Raw genomic sequence first — 22,145 nt, 5'->3', positions numbered from 1 at the left:
CCGCCGTCACAGAGACTTCAGGGCACGATAATGGCCCTCAATGGTATCATCAATATCCTGCTCGCTATGCGCGGCAGAGACGAACATTCCCTCAAACTGCGAAGGCGGAACGCTGATCCCCTGATCTACCATTTTGCCGAAATAGCGGCGGAATAGATCCAGATTACTTCCTTTTGCCGTATCATAATTGGTTACCGGCCCTTCGGTAAAGAACGGGCAGACCATCGAGCCAACACGGTTAATCGTCAGTGGAATGCCAATCTCTTCAGCATTCCGCTTAAGCCCTGCTTCCAGCCGCGCGCCAAGAGTCTCCAGACGGTCATACACCTCAGGTGTCAGCAGCTTGAGCGTAGTCAAGCCCGCCGCCATTGCCAGCGGATTACCGCTTAGCGTACCCGCCTGGTAGATCGGGCCTGTTGGAGCAATCTGCTCCATAATCTCCCGTCTGCCGCCATAAGCGCCGACTGGAAGTCCGCCGCCGATAACCTTGCCGAAGCAGGTCAGATCCGGCTCGATGCCGAATAGCCCCTGTGCACAGCCCCGGTTCACCCGGAACCCGGTCATCACCTCGTCAAAAATCAGCAGCGCGCCATATTCCGTTGTCAGCTTGCGAAGGCCTTCTAAGAAGCCTTGCAGCGGCGGCACCACGCCCATATTTCCGGCAATCGGCTCTACAATCACTGCAGCAAGCTCATTGCCATAACGTTCAAAAGCGACCTTAACCCCTTCAAGATCGTTATATGGCACGGTAATCGTATTCACCGCTACACCTTCAGGCACACCAGGGCTGTCCGGCAATCCGAGCGTAGCCACACCCGATCCGGCTTTGATCAGGAGGCTGTCCCCATGACCGTGGTAGGAGCCTTCGAACTTGAGGATTTTGCTGCGTCCGGTGTAGCCCCGGGCAAGACGGATCGCGCTCATGGTAGCTTCGGTTCCCGAATTGACCATACGCACGATGTCAACGGAATGTACGCGCCCGACCACAGTTTTGGCCATTTCTGTCTCCAGAAGTGTCGGTGCGCCGAAGCTTGTCCCTTTGGCCGCCGTCTCTTGCAGCGCCTTAACTACCTCAGGGTGGGCATGGCCCATAATGAGCGGACCCCATGAGCAGACGTAGTCGATAAAGCTGTTGCCGTCGATATCGTAAATGCGCGAGCCCGCGCCATGATCTACATAAATCGGTGTCAATCCAACAGATTTGAACGCCCGGACCGGGCTGTTCACCCCACCGGGGATATACTGCTTAGCTTCTTCAAAAGCCTTGCGGGAAGCCTCTTCCCGCCGCGCCAAAGGCGTGTTCTCCATGATCTCCACTCCAGTCCTGTTCGTATTGTTGGCTAATCGCCGATGCAACTAGCCGCGCAGCCAGCGGGCCGCATCTTTTGCGAAGTAAGTAATAATAATATCCGCTCCGGCGCGTTTCATCCCGGTCAGCATTTCCAGTACCACAGCCTGCTCATCAATCCAGCCCTGCAGTGCAGCCGCTTTGACCATAGAGTATTCTCCGCTCACATTATAAGCGACCAGCGGCAGATCAAATTGGTCACGGATGGTACGGATCACATCCAGATAAGCCAGAGCAGGTTTTACCATCAGCATATCTGCGCCTTCCAGCACATCGGAATCCGCTTCGCGGATCGCCTCACGCAGATTGGCCGGGTCCATCTGGTAGGTTTTGCGGTTGCCGAACTGCGGTGCGGAATCGGCGGCTTCACGGAAAGGACCGTAGAAGGCTGAAGCATATTTTACTGAATAAGACATAATCGGTACATGCTCGAACCCGTTCTCGTCGAGTCCGGCACGAATCGCCTGCACGAAGCCGTCCATCATATTGGAAGGGGCGATAATATCCGCACCCGCCTGAGCCTGGGATACCGCCGTACGGGTCAGCAGCTCCAGCGACGCATCGTTAATCACATCGCCGTGAACCACACCGTTCACCGTATGGGTATGAACCATGCCGCAATGCCCGTGGTCCGTGAATTCGCACAGACAGGTATCCGCCACCACCAGCAGCTCTGGGTACCATTGCTTAATCAACCGTGTAGCCTCTTGAACGATGCCATCCTCCGCAAACGCAGAAGAGCCCACAGCATCCTTCGTTTCGGGAATCCCGAACAACAGCACAGCCGGGATGCCCAGCCCTGCAATCTCGTCAACCTCTTCCTTCAGCGTATCCAGCGAAAAATGGTACACGCCCGGCATCGAGCCGATCTCATTTTTGATACCCGTTCCATGTGTCACAAAAATCGGCTGGATGAAATCCAGCGTATTCAGTACCGTCTCCCGCACCATCCCGCGGATTCCAGCTGTCCCGCGCAAACGGCGGTGACGTGTGATTGGAAAACCCATTTTTTCATCCTCCTGTATATGTAGATATCTAAACCCCTGCATCCAAAATTGCCAGGAATCATGATTTCGTAAGCGATTGCCTGTTTGCCAGGTAACTGAAGTGGAATTTCTCCACTCCCTTCCGCAGAGTGACCTCCCCCAAGGATGGTCAATTGGAAAAAATCCACTTATTTCCTATCAAACTCACTGAATGGTTGAAAATAGAGAGAATTAAGTCTACTTTTTCCATCTATTCACCAATAAGTCGGTAAAATTCATAAATTAGGTTTCCTTTCTCCACTTCATGCAGATTATCATCCCTAATCTATCTTAACCTGGTTGTCTCATTCCAGCGGCAGAGCTCCTGCACCAAAGCTTCCATCGTCGCTTCCTCAGGGAGCAATCCCGGCGTAAGCCCGGCCTCAACGGCAGTTCTCTCAGTTACAGGTCCAATGCAGGCTATCTTGATGTCCGCAAGCAGCGGAAGCGGGTCTTCAAGCCCCATCCGCTTCAGGATGCTGATGAAATTGCGCACGGTTGAAGAGCTGGTGAAGGTAATCGCATGAATACGCTTCTCTTCCAGCAGCTTAAGCAGCTCAAGATCATCCTCCCCGGTCACCACTGTCTCGTAGGTGTCCACTTCGGTCACCTGCAGGCCAAGCTCACGCAGCTTGTCCGGCAGCCACTCCCGCGCCAGATCACCGCGCGGAAGCAGCACCTTCTGCCCCGGCTGCAGCCTTGAGCCGAAGGCTTCGAGCAGCCCCTCTGCCTGGAAGCGTCCAGGCAGCTCTTCGGCCATCAGCCCGCGCTGCGCCAGCGCAGCGGCTGTGGCCGGACCCACCGCGCCGATAGCCGCGCGATGCAGCCCCCGGACGTCCACCTTCAGCTCCGCCAGGTGGCGCCAAAAAAACTCCACGCCGTTCGCGCTAGTGAAGAATACGTAATCGTATTCTTCCAGCGCCGCCAGCGCGGCGGCAATGCTTGCTTTCTTCTCCTCGCCTTCGGGCAGGATCGTCTCAATTACAGGGAACTCGTAGGGCTCGCCCCCGAGCTCCTCAATCCGGTCCACCAGCTCGCTGGACTGGCTGCGGGCGCGTGTAACCACAATACGCTTGCCGAACAACGGCAGCGCCTCTACCCACATGAGCTGCTCGCGCTGCAGCACCACCTCGCCGACGACAATGACCGCCGGCGGCTGAAAATCCGCTGCCTTCACCTTCGCCTCGATGTCGGCGAGCGTGCCCGTCAGCGTCTCCTGATCCGCCCGCGTGCCCCAGCGCACCAGCGCCACCGGCGTCTCCGGCGGCCGCCCGTGCTTGATCAGTTGGGCGCTGATATACCCGATTTTGGCAACACCCATGAGGAAAACCAGCGTTCCCGTAGCATTCGTCACCTTATCCCAATGAATGGAATGATCCAGCTTATCCGGGCTCTCATGCCCCGTAATAATGGACAGGGAGGAGGCCAGGTCCCGGTGGGTTACCGGAATACCGGCATACGCCGGGACACTGATCGCCGAGGTAATCCCCGGCACAATCTCATAGTAAATGCCATGCCTGCGAAGCAGCTCCGCCTCTTCACCCACACGGCCAAAAATCGTCGGGTCCCCGCCCTTCAGCCGCACCACCGTCTTGCCCTCAAGCGCCAAATCGACAAGCAGCTGATTAATATCCTCCTGCTTCATCGTGTGGCGGTCAGGCAGCTTGCCTACGTATATTTTTTGCCCGCCGGGCTTCATCCATTGAAGCAGTCTCGGACTAGCCAGCCTGTCGTACACCAGCACATCCGCCTTCTGAATGCACTCCCGGCCTTTGATCGTAATCAGCTTCGCATCCCCCGGACCCGCACCAACCAAATAGACCTTCCCTGCCATTTCCATCATCCCCTTGTGTCCGCCAAAATCTGTTCCGCTCCCCTGACGATTAGCTTTCTCGCAACCTCTTCACCAAGCTGCACGGGATCTTCTCCAGTGCAGGTCTCCTTCAAAATCAATGATCCGTCCGGCGTTCCCACCATTCCTGTCAAGGTGATCAGCGGAGCGGATGCATGTGATGCTGAGACTGCGCTGGACTCACCCTGAGCGATCATGCTGCCAGCATCGTTCTTCTCCACCAAAATAGCAGCTTCTCGCGCAGTTGTGCCAGTCTCTGCAGATGCTACTCTGGCAGTTGCACCAGACTCTGCAAAAGCAGATGATATTCCAGCAGTCTCACCAGACTCTGCCTGGGCACCGGGTTCAGCATTTCTACCCGCCATCTCTGAACCCGTAGATGCTCCAGCCTCTGCTCCCAGCACCGCGTAAGCACCAATCGGCACCTGGCAGCCGCCATTCAGCGCCCCGAGAAAAGTCCGCTCCGCCGCCACCGTCAGCGCCGTCTGCTCATCATTGTACAACGCCAGCAGCTCCCGCAGCCCGGCGTCCTCCGTCCGGCACTCGATTCCGAGTGCGCCCTGACCCACAGCGGGCAGACAGACCTCCGGCGGCAAAAAAGCCGTTATCCGTTCCTGCCAGCCCATCCGCGTCAGACCCGCCGCAGCCAGCAGGATTGCGTCATATTCACCGCTCTCCAGCTTCCGCAGCCGCGAGTCGATATTACCGCGCACCGGCTCAATCTTCAGATCGGGCCGCAATGCGGCAAGCTGGCTGGAGCGGCGCAAGCTGCTTGTGCCCACGCGTGCGCCCTGAGGCAAATCAGCCAGCGCCAGGCCGCCGTTCGAGATCAGGCAGTCGCGCGGATCAACACGCCGCGGCACCGCGCCGTTCATTAAGCCTTCGGGCAATTCAGAAGGCATATCCTTCATGCTATGTACAGCCATGTCAATCTCTTTAGCGAGCAACGCCTGCTCGATTTCCTTCACAAACAGCCCCTTGCCGCCTACCTTGGACAAAGTAACGTCGAGAATGCGGTCCCCTTTGGTGACGATTTTATGCACCTCAAAGGTAAACCCAAAGCCATGCTCCCCGCTCAGCCGCTCCAGATCCGCAATCACCTGCCCCGTCTGCGTGAGCGCCAGCGCACTTTGTCTGCTGCCTACAATAATCTTCCGCATACTCCACCCCTCCTGGTAACCTGCCTCCGCCATTATTCCGCATGCGCTGGCCGCTTCCGGCACAATTAACGGCATTTCTGCCGTTATTCCGCACACGTTGGCCGCTTCCGGCACAATTAACGGCATTTCTGCCGTTATTCCGCACGCGCTGGCCAATTCCGGCTCATTTAACGGCATTTCTGCCGTTATTCCGCACTCGTCAGCCGATTCCGGCTCATTTAACGGCATTTCTGCCGTTATTATGCACGCGCCGGCCGGTTCTGGCTCATTTAACGGCATTTCTGCCGTTATTTCGAATACGCTGGCCGGTTTCGGCTCATTTAACGGCATTTCTGCCGTTATTCCGCACGCGCTGGCCGATTCCGGCTCATTTAACGGCATTTCTGCCGTTATTTCGAATACGCTGGCCGGTTTCGGCTCATTTAACGGCATTTCTACCGTTATTTCGAATACGCTGGCCGGTTTCGGCTCAATTAACGGCATTTCTGCCGTTATTCCGTACGCGTTGGCCGGTTTCGGCTCATTTAACGGCATTTCTGCCGTTATTTCACACAATCTGACCGTTGGCTTTCCTCCTAACTCCCCGGTTAGAAGCTTTCCACTTACACCCCCGGTTGTCCGCTGCCTCCGACCCTCCGATGTTTCGGCCAAGTTGTCAGTAAGACAGTACTCCAGTAGATCATCAGACTCTAAATATTGGAGTTCAAACGATACTCCGCCGAACGGATTAGGGCGTGGAGATCACGCTGCAGACGTATCAGCCCCCACGAACAGAATCATCTCCTGATCGGAAGAGTCTGCCCATTTATAACGGACCGAACAGCTCTTATTTCTACTGGAAGTCAATTTTCCTCAAGTGTACGGACTCCAGAGCCTTTATGCGCGGACATTCACCTCAAATATACCTGCCGTAGAGGCGATAAGCGCCATACTGTCCGTTAGCTCGGCTAAATGTATCACTTTCGGGAAAATAACGGCTTTACGGTCCGTTTAGAATCAGGAGGAAGGATACGACGAATCCCACTCTCCGCGAACCCCAAAGGCTGCGTCCTAAGCCACAGATTTAGAACTGATTCTGCACTAACCCTCCCGGTTGTTGGCAATCCAGTCGGCGATCTTCTCCGCGCTCCACTCTATAAAGGTGCCCTGTCTCATCTCATTCAACACGTCGAGATTTCCGAGCCTGCGCAGAAGCCGTCCGCGCACCTCTGGGGACTGCTCCCTGTGCTTGATCTCGGTACGCAGATCATGCAAAAAATCCAAATACGGCTCATATTCTTCGCCGAACACCTCGGCCAGCTGCTCAGTAATCTTCGCAGCGGCTGACGGTCCCGCGCCGGAGGTCGACACGGCGACCGTCAGCCGCCCCCGGCGGAGCACGCCGGGGGTAATGAAGCTGCCAGCCTCTGCCCGGCTGGCTACATTCACCGGAAGGCCCAGGCTTCGCGCTTCCCGGGCCACCGCTTCATTAACCGCCGCCTCATCCGTGGCGGCGTATACCAGGAACGCCCCCGTCACATCTCCGGGGGCATAGCGGCGGCTGATCCAGCTCAGCCGCCCCGCCTCAGCCAGTGCGGCTAACGTCCCGGTCAGCGTAGGGCTGACCAGAACCACTGCCGCTCCGGCCTCCACAAGCGCGCCTACCTTGCGCTCCGCCACCGCGCCGCCGCCGATGACCACCACACGCTGGTCTTTCAGATCCAGCATGACGGGGAAATACTTCACCATGAAGCCCCACTCCCACTCCAGCTATAGTAACGCCTCCACCGGTCTGGACTGCGTAATCCGACAGCTTCAACTCAAGCTCCCTGCACTTGCTCTAACCGAAAGCACCGTCAACTCAGTCTCTCTGCACCCGCTCCAACCGGAATCACCGTCATCCCAAGCTCTCTGCACTCGCTCCAGCCGGAATCACCGTCATCCCAAGCGCTCTGCACTCGCTCCAGCCGGAATCACCGTCATCCCAAGCGCTCTACTCTCGCTCCAGCCGGAATCACCGTCATCCCAAGCGCTCTGCACCCGCTCCAACCGGAATCACCGTCATCCCAAGCGCTCTGCACCCACCCCAGCCGGAAGTAAGTCATCTCAAGCTCTTTGCACCTGTCGTCATTCTAATCTCAATTTTACTACTCTAAGGCCCGAAGTGAACCCTTTCAAGTATCACTCTTTCTTATACCTTACTCGTCTCCCCCTTCACCCGCCCCAGCCATGAAACTCGGACCAGGAATTCAGCAGGAAGTTCAGGATAATAAATCCGTAGCCGGCAATGGCCCAGCGGGCCATGGAGGTCCCGCTGCGGCGGGCGGAGCGCTTGAGGAAGAGATAGGTGATGTACACGGCAAGCCCAATAAGCGTCGTCAGCACCTTCGAATCCTTGAACAGCGGAGTCCGCCCCTCGGCGACAATTGACATGCCGGCCAGCACAAGCGAGGCCAGCAGCAGCGGGACACCAGCCAGAATGGCTGTATGCGAATATTTGTCCATCGTCTCCAGGCTGGGCAGGCGGCGGATGCGGTCATCCCATTTTTTATGCTTCAGCCGCGTATGCAGGAATAGATACATTATGGCAAATACCGTCCCCAGTGTCAGTGCGCCAAAGCTCAAATTGGCCAAAATAATATGCAGCGCCAGCCAGCCGTGCACCGCACTCCAGCTCTGAAGTGTATGATCCACAGCGGTCAGCCAGACCCGGTTCAGCAGAAAAACACTGAAGCCCGCCATGCTAAGCAGCAGAATTGTAAATTCGCCGCCGCGCGTGTACGCCACCGCAAGCGAAGTCAGCACAATAATGAAAGAAAACCAGAAGAGGAAGTCGTAAGGCGTAAAAATCGGCAAGCCCTTCTCCTGGGTGAACCGGATCGCCAGACCTGCGGCCTGCAAAATCCCCACAACAACAAGAAGCCCTGTGCCCAGCCGCTTTCCACCCGGATTACGCCGAAGGCAATCCGAGAAAACAAACAGCAGGCTCAGGGCATATAGCAGCAGAGCGGCGTCATATATTCCGTTCAGCAGTTGCATCTTGTTCACCCGCCCAGCAGGCCTGCCGGAGCGAGCACTGTCTTTGGCAGCGTGAACTCGCTGGCGGAGGAGCGTTCAGCTTCCTTCCGCTGCGGCTGCGCAGGACTGTCACCGTCCGGTTCGCCAAGCTGCTCCTGAAGCGCAAATATTTGCGTGAAGTACTCCAGCGCTTCATTGCCCTTCTTGCCGCCGGACAGCTCTTTGATCACATTGATCGGATCATGCATCATCTGATTCACAATGCTCTTCGTAAGCCGGCGGATCACCTTGCGCTGGTGCTCGTCCAGCTCCGGCAGCTTATTGAAGAGGCTGTCCATCGTATCTTCATAAATTCCGTTCGATTTATCCTGAAGGGCGCGGATCACCGGTCTGACGCCAAGCGTCTTCAGCCACACCTGGAACTCCTCTAGCTCCTCTTCGATCATTATTTCAATCTTGGCCGCTTCAGTACGGCGCATTTCCAGATTGGTCTCCACAATGCCTTCCAGATCGTCAATATCGTACAGGAAGACATCTGGAACATTTGCCGCCGCCGGATCAATGTCGCGCGGAACGGCGATGTCAATCATGAACAGCGGCCGCGAAGGACGGCGCTTCATGCCTTCGGACACCTGATCCGCCGTCAGCACATAACCCTCTGCTCCCGTTGAGCTGATCACAATATCAACCTCATCCAGATGCTTCAGCGCTTCTTCAATCGTGCTTGGCTTGCCCGAGAATTTCTCAGCGAGCTGGACAGCCCGCTCCAGCGTGCGGTTGGCAACAATAACCTCTGCCGCTCCGCTGCTATACAGATGCTTCACCGTCAGCTCGCTCATTTTGCCGGCGCCGAGGATCAGCACTTTTTTACCGGTGAACATGCCAAATATCCGTTTCCCCAGCTCCACAGCCGCATAGCTGACCGAAACCGCGCTCTCGCCAATCGAAGTCTCGCTGTGCGCACGTTTGCCTAGCGTTACTGCCTGCTTGAACAGCCGGTTGAACCAGGTTCCCGTTACGCCTTCAGCTTGGGCAGTCAAAAAAGCATTACGCACCTGTCCCAGAATCTGAGTCTCGCCGATCACCATCGAATCCAGGCCGCAGGTCACGCGGAACAGGTGGGCAATCGCCTGCTCATCTTCATATATATACATATGCTGTGTAAATACATCGCTTTTCACACCGAACCATTGCTCCATATAGCTGCGGATGAAATAACCGCACATATGAAGACGGTCCACAACTACATAAATTTCCGTCCGGTTGCAGGTGGCGACAATGACCCCTTCCAGAACGCTTTTGGTCTCCATCAATAGATGGAGCGCTGCAGGCAGATCCTGTTCCGCAAAAGCGAACTGTTCCCTGACCTCTATAGGCGCTGTACGGTAATTCAGGCCAACGACGACAATATGCATCGTGTGTTCACCATCCTAATCTCTATTCATTGGTGCAGGCACTGTTGCCGCTCATTCGTTCGTTTATTCATGTCACTTTCACAAGTTCCTCAATCGCTGTGTTAAGTATATCACATCAAATTGCGGCTTTTTACAAAACCTTTGAACTATTTATGAAATCCAGATAATAATTATTATAAACAAGAAGAAACGGCTCTGTCGTCCTCTGAATGAGTCGGCGTCCGTTTCTCCAGCAAGATAGCACCATGATTAGCATCGGTTATTCTACGGAATTTTATTACTATACATGCTCGCGTTCACTCATTCTTATCCAAATGAAGCACCACACACGTCTTGTCGTCAGAGACCTTCAGCCGCGGCATCTCCACCAGCAGCTGATCCTCTTGTTCCTTATTATATAAAGCCCGGGCGTAGCCCTCTGCCCCCAGGCGGTCCAGACCGTCCACCAGCTCATTCCAGTCCGTTCCTTCGGTGTACAGGCCGTCGCTCACCATGTACAGGCTTTCCAGATTCGCCCGGTTGAACGTTCCTTTCTCCAGGAACAGCGGGAAATCAGGACTGCCGTTCAGCACCCCGTAGCCTGCGAGCGTGTTGGCTTTGGTACGGTTGTCAAGCAGGAGCGGCGTGAGCCTTTTACGCAATTCAATCGGATCGCTCACCCCTTCGGCACGCAGCTCCGCCATTGCGCCAAGCGTCTTCTGATCTATATGTGCGAGCTGGGAATGTGTAAGCACTCTGACCGTCCCATCCTTGTACCTCGCGAGCAGCATGCAATCCCCTGCCTGTACATAATCTACACTGTATTCATGGACCCGAACCGCTACAAAAGCCGCGGACCACAGACTGGAGGAATCGCTGATGTCCACACCCTCTGCTGCCATTTTCTCCTGCAATGCCCGGTTCGCCTCGGCTGCGGTCTGCTCCAGCGTCTGCTGCTGATCCATATTCATAAAATGTGCGGCGGCCGTCTGCGAGGCAATATAGCCCCCTGTCCACCCGTTCTGATTCCGGTAAGCCGAAAGCGAGGTTGCTCCGTCCACAACGCCATACACAGACGCTGCCTCATTAATAACCAGCGAATCCTCATTCCATTCCCCATGCCCTTTAAGCGAATAAGCATCCATTCTCCATTGCGAAATATCCGGCATCTCTTTTGTCCTCCCCAATCTGCGGTTGTTGTCATTAAATCTAACACAAAAATCAAGGATTGACACACAATATTGCGAATGATAGCATATAACAAATGATCGAAGTCACCATTCCTGACATACAATTCGAATAGTAACGGCTGTAACGTCATTTGCAGAGGACCGTATCCATTTCGGTGTGAAATAGCAGGTCCCAAGGTCATTTTAACATGTAAACAGCATCTAATCTCATACCTCTTGTATAAGCTCATTAATTTGGTTTGAGCGTTTCTACAGGCAACCGTAAATTGCCCCAGGCTACAGGAGGCACCGCAAGGCTTAAGGATATTCATAGCGCGAACCCGCATAGCTTTTTTGCGCTTCCCGCGTGATGTCCTTTGTCTTCATCGTGCCTCTTGTGCCTGGGTTTTTTATATATAAAAAATAAAAACTTTAAGGAGTGAAGACCATGAGCGCATCCTATGCCCGGTTAAGCGAATCCATCAGCAAGGCCAAGAATGTGAGAATTTATAAAAATAAGGATACAGCCTATGATTTCAAGCTATATCCCTTCGGCGAACGCGGCACGTATATCAGCCCCGAGCTGATCAGTGAAATTACAGACAGCCTTGCGGAGAACATCACCGCGCAGTTTCCTGCCTTCGATTATATCGTCTCGCCCGAGCCGGGCGGTCATACGTGGGGCATGCTGGCTGCCTACAAGCTGATGAAGCCGATGAACATTCTGCGTCTCAGCACCGAATTATATGATAACTACGAAATCAGCATCAAACGCGAAACGGCGTATAATGAGAACTATATTTATTTTGACGGATTTACTGCCGGAGACCGGGTGCTCCTTCTGGATGATGTGATCAGCTCTGGCGCCACCATCCGCTGCATCGCACAGCAAATGGCTGACATGGGCATTGAGCTTGTTGGCGTGCAGGCCATCCTGGCTAAAGGCGAGCATTACAAAAAGCTGGAGACGGACATTGGCGTGCCGGTACGATTCTTATCCAAAGTATAGAACATACAAAACTAACAGGGGAGTGACAACCAAATGGCCTACTATTATGATCAGCCGTCCAGAACGTTCAGCGAATTCCTGCTGGTTCCGAATCTGACAACCAAAGAGTGCATCCCGGGGAATGTAGATCTCAGAACCCCCGTTACCAAATTCCGCAAGGGCGAGACACCTGCACTTACCATGAACCTCCCCGTCACCTCTGCCGTGATGCAGGCCGTATCCGACCACAACATGGCGATTGCCTTGGCCAAAAGCGGCGGGATTTCCTTCATCTATGGCTCGCAATCCGTCGAACAGCAGGTTGAGATGGTCCGCAGAGTCAAGAAGTTCAAAGCCGGCTTCGTACTCAGCGACTCCAATCTGCGCCCTGAGGATACGCTGAAAGACGTGCTCGACCTGAAGGAGCGCAGCGGGCACTCCACCATCGCCATCACGGACAACGGCGGGCCTACAGGCAAGCTGATGGGCATCGTTACGAGCCGCGATTACCGCGAAAACCGTCTTTCCCCGGATTGCGCGATTACCGAGTTCATGACTCCCCTCTCCTCACTGATCTACGCCCAGGAAGGCGTTACCTTAACCGAAGCCAACGATATGATCTGGGATCACAAGCTCAACTGTCTGCCAATCGTCAGCAGCAGCGGCCATCTGGTGTATCTTGTCTTCCGCAAGGATTATGACAGCCATCAGGAATACCCGCTGGAGCTGCATGACAGCAACAAGCAGCTCATCGTCGGCGCAGGCATCAACTCCAGAGATTACAAGGAGCGTGTTCCGGCGCTTGTTGAGGCTGGCGCAGATGTGCTCTGTATCGACTCCTCGGACGGATATTCCGAATGGCAGGCGGAGACCATCCACTATATTAAGGAGACTTTTGGCGAGAAGGTGAAGGTTGGCGCGGGCAATGTCGTGGACAAGGAGGGCTTCCTCTATCTGGTTAATGCGGGAGCGGATTTCATCAAGGTCGGCATCGGCGGCGGCTCCATCTGCATCACCCGTGAGCAAAAGGGTATCGGACGCGGCCAGGCCTCCTCCGTCATCGAAGTGGCTGCAGCACGGCAGGAATATTACGAGCAGACCGGCATTTACGTCCCCATCTGCTCCGACGGCGGGATTGTGCACGACTACCATATCGTCCTCGCCTTGGCGATGGGAGCCGACTTTGTGATGCTGGGCCGCTATTTTGCCAGATTCGACGAAAGCCCGGGCCGCAAGCTGCTGGTAGGGGGGAATTTCGTCAAAGAATATTGGGGCGAAGGCTCCAGCCGGGCCCGCAACTGGCAGCGGTACGACTTCGGCAATGCCGACAAAGAGAGCAAGCTGGAATTCGAGGAAGGCGTCGATTCCTTCATTCCTTATGCAGGGCGGCTCAAAGACAACCTGGACCTCAGCATCAACAAAATCAAATCAACCATGTGCAACTGCGGCGCACTTACGATCCCGCAACTGCAGCAGCAGGCCAGAATCACCGTTGTCTCCTCGACAACGATCTTTGAAGGCGGCGCCCATGATGTTATGCTGAAGGAAAAGGATAGATCATCCTGATCCATAAGGAGTCGACATGATGAAAGGAATCAAGGAAATTCTGGTAAGCAGAGCCGAGCTGCAGGATAAAGTCAAGGAGCTTGGCGCAACTATATCGCAGGACTATGAGGGGCAGGAATTGGTGCTTATCGGCATCCTCAAAGGCGGAGCCGTGTTCATGGCCGACCTGATGCGCGAAATCACCCTTCCCATCGGGATTGATTATATGGCGGTGTCCAGCTACGGGGCCAGCGCTACCTCATCAGGAGTCATCACGATCAAAAAAGACATCGACACCGACATCCGCGGCAAGCATGTCCTGCTCGTCGAGGACCTGATCGACACCGGCCTGACCCTGCAGCATCTACGTGAGCTGTTCCTCATGCGCGAGGCCGCCAGCGTCCGCATCTGCACCATCCTGAGCAAGCCTTCGCGCCGCCTCGTCGATGTCCCCATCGACTACTGCGGCATCGAAATCCCCGACGAGTTCGTCGTTGGCTACGGCCTGGACTATGCCGAGCAGTTCCGCAACCTGCCGGAGGTGTGGATTGTAGAGACAGGGGAATAATGAGGGAAACGCAACAAAACCGGGCCGTCTCCATCCTATCGGCCTGGTTTTGTTATTTCTGTGTTTCCCCTAAACCTATCATCCCAACTGCATCGTCGTAACACAAGTATCATTCTTCTCAAACGTGGAAAGCTCGGATTCCGCCTTTTTCCCGTCCTGCTCGATAGTCACGTGGTATGTTTTATCACGCGGGAGCCATAAATCAATGAACCCGTTAGGCTGGGATTTCATAGTCTTTTTGTCCAATACCGAATTGCCTTCCGAGTCTTCGATAGTTACGCTGAACTCTTGCCCTACCATTTCTCCCTGGCAGCCAACCAGGTTGTGGGTCGCACAAGGATGGGTCTTATCAAGGTATGGAGCAATGGAAACAAAAAATTCGTCTGCGGGCAGGTCGTAGGTCAATGAATTCCCCGAATTCTCCACAATGAGCTGTGTTGATGAAATGGAAGCAGACTCCGCTGTGGTGCTGCGGCTGCTGAAATCAGATACCAGTTGTTTGATGCTTTGCGTGTCTAATTCAGCTGTTCCTTTCTTGCCGGTGTCTCCCGTAAACAAATATGTCCCTGCAACAGCGATAACAACCACTCCGGCCGTTACCCATAGTTTTTTTGACATCTTCTTCATCCTCCTGTTCCTTTCACCATTATAATTGAGCCGTCACACTTGTGGACAAGGCGAAAGCGTGACAAATGGATTGAGCAAGAAACAGTCCAGGCACGGATGGCCAAGCCGTCCCCATTAGTTCAGGCCTGCTCCTGTCCAGTCAAATGCCTGCCGGGCTTGATCCGGGCGCTGACGCCGTTAACTGCTTGTTTCAATACCGCTGCCAATCCCAAGGTAAGCAGGACACAAATGAGATTCAGCACAGGATCATTCATAGAAAGGTCCAAGCTCTGCCGGATATCCTCCACAATGATAAGCATCCGCTCATGGATCAGATAGATCTCCAGACTGTGCGTGCCACAGAAAGTAATGAACTTAAATTTAGACCACCCACGCGCTGCGATCCATTGCAACAGGCCGGCAACAAAGATACATAAAGGCAGAGTAATCAGAATAAAGGGATACCACCAAAGCCCATAGCTCCATATATATTCACTTAAATATTTTTGGGCCGCTACGAGAGACAGCGCACCTATCAGCAGCATTCCAAAGTACACAATCAAATTCAGCCGCGAAATCTCCGGTTTCTTTTCGATAAAATAACCAACAAGCACCCCAACAAAAAATATAGGTATTCTTATCGTAAAAATCAGCAAATAGGAAAACGGGGTTCCCGAAAGAACCACGCTAAGCAGTAATCCAATGAGGCCCGCAGCAGCAACGGTTATATACTTATTTTTGGCTCCGAAAAATTTCATGAACACAGGTGTAAGCAAATATAGAATGAGCAGCGCCGGGACATACCAATCGAACCTGCTCTCCAGACCAAGCCAAAAGCTAAGTGTAGTCAAATTCAAAATGAGATCCGTAAAGGACATTTTCCCTATTCCCCAGTACAGGAGACAAAAGATAAGCACCACCGGAAGATACGTTGGAAGAATCCGCCGCAGCCGCCGCTTGTAAAAGGTGAGACTATCAATATTTTTCCGGTACGCATAGTACAAGCCTAAACCCGACAGTAACAGAAAGATATCTACACCCCCGTATCCATAAGCTTTCAATGTGCCCAGAACTGGAACAGAGGATAGATTAATCGTCGAGTGATACAATACAACCCACAGCATGGCTAGTCCCATGAGCTCGGTACGATACGTACTAATCAGCTTGTAATTCAGCTTTTTCATGGATACTCTCCTTATGTGCCAGCTTGTCGTAAGAGGATGGGCTTGGAGTTGTCAGCCTGGACAGTTTTTTGTAATTCAGGGAAAAGAGAATGCCGATTGCAGCTTCCGAAAGAATGACTAAGTCCCGATTGGAGATCACTAAAGGAACCGCTACAGTTGCAATTACTATAAGAACCCAGGGCACCGGGTGTTCCAGGTAGCGTTCTATGTATCGGTTAAGCCACAGCAGAATTCGCATTGATACATACGTGCAAGCAAAGACCAGACACCACATGAGCACAATATATAAACTACCGAACCCAAGCCGGTCAAAAGCCAATATAAAGAACAAATGGGTGAAAAGGAATAAAAACGAGTGCTTTCCGAGATATAAAATCAGGTTCGATGAGGAATAGCTTGTTTTCCTTCTGAAGACATAAAAGGTCCCAAATAAGATTACCAAGGACAGCAGCAGATATTTCATCGACATATTGTATTTAATGAAATCCTCTTCATGCACCCCTCCGGACAAAGTAATGGACAAGAACAGCGCAGCCGCCAGAGCGACAATGAGGTTCATGATGTTTTTGCATCTGTAAGCGAATATCCCTGCTGCAAAAGCAAACATCCAAGGGAAATAGGTAAACCCAATCGTTTCTGTAAACAGTATGGATTTCAGTGGAAAGTCCGGCAGCTCACTCCCAATGAAATAATGCACTGCAAAAACTACTAGCGCCAGCAGGAGATACAGGTAGAACGGAGGCTTAACATATTTTTCAAGCAGAAAAACACTGAGAACACCAAGCGTAATAATCTGGGGAACGTCCATTACAGAAAAGGCCTGCACATCCGGTCTCCACATGAGATTATAAGAGAATCCAATGACAGCGAAGAGCACATAAAAGGCTGCAAGCGATCTGAAGCTCTTCCTTTGCACCTGAAAGGTGGTAGTAACTCCCGAGACAGCAAAGAAAAGGACAGGAGCCAGACTGGCAATAATCTGAAACAGACGCTCATTACCGTTAAAATAAATAGGAATATGGGCAATAATCATCAAAATACAGCTAATGCCTTTGATCGCATCTAGTGAATTGTCGTATTCCTTCATTTTCTTCACTTTCCTTTCATTAAGTTTAAAAATTCTCTTAAAGTATAGAGGTTTGCCGCCTACTTTCCATCCCTCAATAGTGTAAGATTCCTAGGGCAACGGCAGGTGCGGGGTCAAAAAAAACGGCGGAACAGAGAGTTTCTCTGTTCCGCCGTTTCGGCGTTCTATTTTGTGCAGATGTGTGCGGTGTTACTCTTTGCTATATTAGTTGAACTATAGATTTTCATATTAGGTCTGGTCGTAACTGCGGGGAATGTTTGGACTTCCGGCCGCTGTTGTCTGCAGATTTCTTGATTTATACCGCTCTTCGCGGTGGAAATCCGCAGACAAAGGCGGTCGCTATCGCTCCTCCAGTTCCAAACTTCCCCTCCGTCACTTCTGCCCTTTTTATATTTTCTTTAGTTTAACTTATATAGGTGCAGGTGTGTAGACTACCGTCTTTTCAATCGTAGTCACCTTACCGAAGCTGTTGGTGACTTTGAATACAAAGGTATTGCTGCCTTCTTTCAGTGTGACCGATTTACTGAAGCTGCCAAAGCTGCCCACCGATTCGTCGTTCAAATAAATCTTAGGATAGCTGTCGTTTGCATCCTTGGCATTACCGCTAAGCGTGATCTGCTTACTGGTTGTAGTTTCCGGGATGTAGTCCAGCGTCAGCTCCGGTCCGCCCACTGTAAAGGTAATCGTCTTCGTAATGACCTCTGAGCTTTTGCCCAAATTATTGGTTGCCTTGAAAGTGAAGACATTCTCGCCTTCCTTAAGGGTTACCGTTTTATTGAAGGAACCGTAGCTGCCCACCAGTTCATCATTCATATAGATTTTCGGATAGCTGTCATTCTTATCGGTAGCTGTTCCGCTTAAGCTTACGGATTTGCTGCTGCTCGTTGCCGGAACTTGGTCCAGTGTCAGCACAGGCCCGCCCACATTGAAGGTTATGGTCTTGGTGATCACTGCCGAGCTTTTACCCAGGTTATTCGTTGCCTTGAAGGTGAACACATTGGCGCCTTCCTTAAGGGTTACCGTTTTATTGAAGGAACCATAGCTGCTTACCAATTCATCATTCATATAGATTTTCGGATAGCTATCATTCTTATCGGTAGCAGTTCCGCTTAGGGTCACGCTCTTGCTGCTGCTCGTTTCCGGGATCAGATCCAGCGTCAGCACCGGGCCGCCCACACTGAAGTTAATCGTTTTGGTGATCACGGCCGAGGTTTTACCCAGGCTGTTCGTTGCCTTGAAGGTGAATACATTATCGCCTTCCTTAAGGATTACTGTTTTATTGAAGGAACCAAAGCTGCTCACCAATTCATCATTCATATAGATTTTCGGGTAGCTGTCGTTTTTGTCGGTAGCTTTCCCGCTAAGCGTTACGGTCTTGCTGCTGCTCGTGTCGGGAATCGGATCCAGCGTCAGCACAGGCCCGCCCAAGCTGACCATAATCTGCTTCTCTACTACCGCCTTCTTATCATATTTATTGACTGCAGTTACCACAATTTTGTTCAGGCCTTCCTTCAAGGTCAGTTCTTCGCTGAACTCCCCATTGTAAGAAATATAGGCCGACTCGTCATTGATCGTAACTTCAGGATTGTTATCGCCGCTGTCCGTAACCTTCCCGGTGATCTTAACCGTAAGCTGATTCGCCGTTTCCGGAGCCTGCACCGTCAGCTTGGGTCCTGAAGTCTGATAAGTTACCTGCTTCGTGACCGTCTTGGAGCGTCCATTCGGCAGAACGGCCTTGAACACAAATTCGTAAACCTTCTCTCCCCCATCCAGATCATAGGCCTCGGCAAAAGTTCCGTCCGTATTCTCTACTTCTTCATCATTGATATAGACCTTCGCGTCTGCGTTCACTTTGCCCGTAACCTTAACCGTTTTGTCAGATACCTGCTGCGGAACCTGTACGTCCAGCTTCACATCCTGTGTCGCTGTGGTATACGACGATTTCAACACCCGGTACAAAAGGGTAGCGACAGAAGCACGATTAATCGCACTATTCGGTCTGAAGGTGCCATCCGGAAATCCCTGGATCAGCTTCTTGTCCACCGCTACAGCCACTTCATTAGCAAGCTGCGGCGTAACAACCTCATAATCACTGAATTTATAGCCCAGCACACTGTCGGCATCCACATTTTCAGTGTCCAGCCCCATCGCGCGCACCAGCGCTACCGCAACATCTTCACGGGTAGCATTCGCCTGCGGATCAAAAAAAGGTTTCCCCTTCACAGGGAAATACCCCGTAAGATACTCCTTCGCGGTCTCCACATATTTGTAAGCCCAGGAGGAAGGAGTCACATCCGAGAAGGTCTGTGTTCCGTCCGATACCAGGTCCAGTCCAAAAGTAAGTGTAATCAGCTTAGCAAGCTGTTCACGCGTAATCGCCGCTTCCGGCTTAAAGGAGCCGTCTGGATTACCAGTAATAATGCCCTGATTCGCCATGCTCTGAATGGCTTCATTGGCCCAATAGGTTGTCTTAACATCCACAAATACATAAGATGAGGTCTGCTGCACCACTGTAGCCGCGTTAGCAACTCCCCCAAACAGCAAACTCAGCAGCATCAGCCACACTGCCAGCATCTTAAACCCTCTTCCCTGCACTATCAATCGCCCCCAGAAAAATATTAAGCATTCCTCGCCGCCACTCTCGATATTTCCAAGTATAGGAGCACAGCCTGCTAGACTTTCAGGAATAATTATACATCAACTATGTAAAAGGTAATAGTTCCCGGAATAGAATCAACGACACCGAGCACCACCGTTATGATATAAAAACATAGAGAAACCCAAGTCCTCTAAATGACCTGGGTTTCTCTACAATCTGACACGACCATTAGGCATCCGTTTCCGTCTCTCTTTCCGCTTCAGCTCCCTGCTTACCCACCAGCCTCCGCCGCTTCGCTCCCACCTTCACCCACAGCCGATCCTGATCATCCCGATAGAACCAGATATGTATCCACCGCAAAGGTGTCCACACTTCCTTAAAATAATAGTTTGGCAAGGGACTTCTCTCCTACACACAAAAATAGATTTGTCCCTAATTATAGACCGGGATGCCTATTTTGTATGTCGGTTTGTGTAAGTTGGAGGAAAATAATTGAATAGATTAGGAAGAATAAACGATATTGTTTCACATTAGCTTGGCTTCAGCGAAACCAGCGCTTAATTTGATCCAGGGCATCTTTGGCTTCGGGGCCGTTATAACCGAAAAAGTTGCCAATCATTTTAGTATACTCGTTGAACGTTGTTTCCCGGCTGTAGCGGTCACTCCACCAATACTTAGCGTTGTAACCTGAATCTGCACCGATATACGTCAGCTCAATGCCTGATTTCTTATAGACATGATCAAAAAGCAACTTAACCCGCCGCATATGAAATTCAGAAGAAACCACAATAGCAGAAGTAAAGCCGTGCTGCTTCATGATCGGAAGCGTCAGCTCGGCGTTCTGGTAGGTGCTTAGCGCAGCATTTTCGGTCAGGATGGCATCCTTGGGGATGCCAAGAGCAAGGGCAGTTTGGAGCATGTCGCCTGTGGCGCTGGTTGATTCCTTCGCGTTAGAGAGAAGAATATAAGGGGCATAACCTTCCTTATATAACTCTACTCCCTTCTCGACCCTTCCCGCTCCACCGCTAAGGACGATGATTACGTCGGCTTGCCTTGGGGCTTGATTATAGAGGAGAAAGCGTCCTGCACCGAAGAGAATTGAAATTATTAATAGAACAGGCAAGTATAGAAAGAGAACTCTCTTTCTATACTTGCCTGACTTTATTCTGAAATCTCTGATATTCATAAGCCACTTCCTGTATTAAGGATTGAGTCTTCTGCCACCGCCATGCCACATGCTCCATAATACCACTGAAATTTCTAAATATCACAAGGCTGACGCGTTCATTTTAACTTACTACACTCTATTTCACTGCCAAGACTTCATTACACAAATTCATCACAGTTCTGAGAAATTTAGGATTTTCGGTTACTCAATTTGGCAGAAATCCAAACTATAATTTATACGTAGTTTCTAAAGTACATACATTTTTTGTGTCAAGAACAAACTTCCCCTTAATTAAATCCATATTCTCCTTAATATGATCATGAGCAACCATAATTACAAGGATTTCAATTTCATCTAAAAATTCTTCAAATACTAAATATTGATTATCTAAAATTTCCTCAGAAATAAATGGATCAAATACTTTGACACCAAAAGCTAAATGCTCATCCATTCTTTGGAGCAATTGAAGAGTCGGACTTTCTCTAGTATCATCAACATTCTCTTTATAAGTTATTCCGTATATTCCAACCTTAGAAATTTCTTTAATGGACTTTTCTCTCATTATGTCCCTTATACGGCCTAAAACATGACTTGGCATAGAATCATTAATTTTTCGGGCTGTTAAGATAAGATTGGTCAAATCGGGATAATCACCTACTAAAAACCACGGATCGACTGAAATACAATGTCCTCCAACCCCAGGACCAGGCTGAAGAATATTCACGCGAGGGTGCTTATTGGCTATTTTTATTATTTCATATACATCCATGTTATCTGTACGACAAATTTTAGCTAATTCATTTGCAAAAGCAATATTTATATCTCTATATGTATTTTCAACTACTTTTGACATTTCTGCAGATCTGATGTCAGTAATCACAATTTCTGATTTACAAAAAGATGAATATAGTTCTTTTACCTCAAGGCCAATATCAAAATTATCTACTCCAATTGTTCTTGAGTTGTGTTCTAATTCATAGATCATGTTACCAGGAATAATTCTTTCAGGAGCATGAACAAGATGGACATCTTGCCCAATAATAAAATCTCTACCTTCAATTTCAGGGCGGATGTACCTATCAATTGTACCTGGTGATATCGTTGATTCAATGATAATTATAGTTCCTTTTTCACAAACATCTAATACAGCATTCACCGCTGCTAAGACATATTTTGGATCAAGTTTTTTGCTAGTATTTATAAACGGGGTTGGAACTGCAATAATATAAGTTTTTGTTTTTTGATACTCAGTTGTGAATTGAATGTTATTAGCGACGGCATCTTTAAAAAGAGATTCTAAACCATTCTCTTCGAATGTTAGTTTCCCCTCTACTAATGTTTCTATCAAATGCGAGTTATAATCTGTACCTACAACTTTAACACCGCACTTGGCAAAAATTAAAGCTGTAGGTAAACCAATATAGCCTAGTCCGATTATATTTATGGTTGGCATAA

General features: G+C 51.0%; 19 protein-coding genes and 1 riboswitch. Of the genes, 3 read left to right on the top strand and 16 right to left on the bottom strand.

Annotation, left to right across the window (positions count from 1 at the left end):
- Positions 1–6 precede the first annotated feature (6 nt).
- The 9 genes from hemL to AC0LWN_RS19445 form a co-directional block, all read right to left on the bottom strand.
- Positions 7–1,308 carry a glutamate-1-semialdehyde 2,1-aminomutase gene (gene hemL / locus AC0LWN_RS19485; protein ID WP_474668184.1) on the bottom strand — a complete coding sequence of 434 codons (1,302 nt, stop codon included), beginning with the start codon at positions 1,306–1,308 and terminating at the stop codon, positions 7–9.
- A gap of 48 nt (positions 1,309–1,356) precedes the next feature.
- Positions 1,357–2,355 carry a porphobilinogen synthase gene (gene hemB / locus AC0LWN_RS19480; RefSeq protein WP_474668182.1) on the bottom strand — a complete coding sequence of 333 codons (999 nt, stop codon included), beginning with the start codon at positions 2,353–2,355 and terminating at the stop codon, positions 1,357–1,359.
- Positions 2,356–2,659: 304 nt separating this feature from the next.
- Positions 2,660–4,207 (bottom strand): uroporphyrinogen-III C-methyltransferase, encoded by a 1,548-nt coding sequence (gene cobA, locus AC0LWN_RS19475; protein WP_474668180.1) that lies wholly within the window; start codon positions 4,205–4,207, stop codon positions 2,660–2,662.
- Between the two features lie 5 nt (positions 4,208–4,212).
- Positions 4,213–5,385, bottom strand: a complete 1,173-nt coding sequence (gene hemC / locus AC0LWN_RS19470; protein ID WP_474668252.1) for a hydroxymethylbilane synthase — start codon at positions 5,383–5,385, stop codon at positions 4,213–4,215.
- 1,080 nt (positions 5,386–6,465) lie between these two features.
- On the bottom strand, positions 6,466–7,113 hold the full coding sequence (locus AC0LWN_RS19465; protein ID WP_474668178.1) for a precorrin-2 dehydrogenase/sirohydrochlorin ferrochelatase family protein: 648 nt from the start codon (positions 7,111–7,113) through the stop codon (positions 6,466–6,468).
- A gap of 230 nt (positions 7,114–7,343) precedes the next feature.
- On the bottom strand, positions 7,344–7,469 hold the full coding sequence (locus tag AC0LWN_RS19460; RefSeq protein ID WP_474668176.1) for a hypothetical protein: 126 nt from the start codon (positions 7,467–7,469) through the stop codon (positions 7,344–7,346).
- A 109-nt stretch (positions 7,470–7,578) separates the two neighbouring features.
- Positions 7,579–8,403 carry a cytochrome c biogenesis protein CcsA gene (gene ccsA, locus AC0LWN_RS19455; protein WP_474668250.1) on the bottom strand — a complete coding sequence of 275 codons (825 nt, stop codon included), beginning with the start codon at positions 8,401–8,403 and terminating at the stop codon, positions 7,579–7,581.
- Positions 8,404–8,408: 5 nt separating this feature from the next.
- Positions 8,409–9,797, bottom strand: a complete 1,389-nt coding sequence (gene hemA / locus AC0LWN_RS19450; RefSeq protein ID WP_474668174.1) for a glutamyl-tRNA reductase — start codon at positions 9,795–9,797, stop codon at positions 8,409–8,411.
- Between the two features lie 296 nt (positions 9,798–10,093).
- Entirely contained in the window at positions 10,094–10,945 is an 852-nt protein-coding gene (locus tag AC0LWN_RS19445) for a protein phosphatase 2C domain-containing protein (RefSeq protein ID WP_474668172.1), read from the bottom strand.
- Positions 10,946–11,162: 217 nt separating this feature from the next.
- Positions 11,163–11,265: riboswitch (purine riboswitch) on the top strand.
- A 128-nt stretch (positions 11,266–11,393) separates the two neighbouring features.
- Here AC0LWN_RS19445 and AC0LWN_RS19440 point away from each other — a divergent pair.
- From AC0LWN_RS19440 to hpt, 3 genes are read left to right on the top strand one after another with little or no spacing between them, the layout of a single operon-like run.
- The gene (locus tag AC0LWN_RS19440; protein ID WP_474668170.1) at positions 11,394–11,954 is read left to right on the top strand and encodes a phosphoribosyltransferase; all 561 of its coding nucleotides are present in this window, start codon (positions 11,394–11,396) and stop codon (positions 11,952–11,954) included.
- A gap of 33 nt (positions 11,955–11,987) precedes the next feature.
- Complete coding sequence (locus AC0LWN_RS19435; RefSeq protein ID WP_474668168.1) at positions 11,988–13,499, top strand: IMP dehydrogenase; 1,512 nt, start codon at positions 11,988–11,990, stop codon at positions 13,497–13,499.
- 16 nt (positions 13,500–13,515) lie between these two features.
- Complete coding sequence (gene hpt, locus AC0LWN_RS19430; RefSeq protein WP_474668166.1) at positions 13,516–14,046, top strand: hypoxanthine phosphoribosyltransferase; 531 nt, start codon at positions 13,516–13,518, stop codon at positions 14,044–14,046.
- A 78-nt stretch (positions 14,047–14,124) separates the two neighbouring features.
- On the opposite strand, the gene AC0LWN_RS19425 is transcribed toward hpt, so the two are convergent.
- From AC0LWN_RS19425 to AC0LWN_RS19395, 7 genes are all read right to left on the bottom strand, one after another.
- Positions 14,125–14,664: a CueP family metal-binding protein gene (locus AC0LWN_RS19425; RefSeq protein ID WP_474668164.1), complete on the bottom strand. Its 540-nt coding sequence runs from the start codon at positions 14,662–14,664 to the stop codon at positions 14,125–14,127.
- 128 nt (positions 14,665–14,792) lie between these two features.
- Positions 14,793–15,836, bottom strand: a complete 1,044-nt coding sequence (locus AC0LWN_RS19420; protein ID WP_474668162.1) for an acyltransferase family protein — start codon at positions 15,834–15,836, stop codon at positions 14,793–14,795.
- Entirely contained in the window at positions 15,808–16,923 is a 1,116-nt protein-coding gene (locus AC0LWN_RS19415) for a hypothetical protein (RefSeq protein WP_474668160.1), read from the bottom strand. Before AC0LWN_RS19415 ends, AC0LWN_RS19420 begins: the two co-directional genes overlap by 29 nt.
- 408 nt (positions 16,924–17,331) lie before the next feature.
- Positions 17,332–19,497 (bottom strand): S-layer homology domain-containing protein, encoded by a 2,166-nt coding sequence (locus AC0LWN_RS19410; protein WP_474668158.1) that lies wholly within the window; start codon positions 19,495–19,497, stop codon positions 17,332–17,334.
- A gap of 253 nt (positions 19,498–19,750) precedes the next feature.
- Positions 19,751–19,918: a hypothetical protein gene (locus AC0LWN_RS19405; RefSeq protein WP_474668156.1), complete on the bottom strand. Its 168-nt coding sequence runs from the start codon at positions 19,916–19,918 to the stop codon at positions 19,751–19,753.
- 145 nt (positions 19,919–20,063) lie between these two features.
- The gene (locus AC0LWN_RS19400; RefSeq protein WP_474668154.1) at positions 20,064–20,708 is read right to left on the bottom strand and encodes a YdcF family protein; all 645 of its coding nucleotides are present in this window, start codon (positions 20,706–20,708) and stop codon (positions 20,064–20,066) included.
- Between the two features lie 208 nt (positions 20,709–20,916).
- On the bottom strand, positions 20,917–22,143 hold the full coding sequence (locus AC0LWN_RS19395) for a nucleotide sugar dehydrogenase (RefSeq protein ID WP_474668152.1): 1,227 nt from the start codon (positions 22,141–22,143) through the stop codon (positions 20,917–20,919).
- Positions 22,144–22,145: the final 2 nt, after the last annotated feature.

Source organism: Paenibacillus sp. sgz302115 (assembly GCF_056120445.1).
This window is presented reverse-complemented; position numbering and strand designations above follow the sequence as displayed.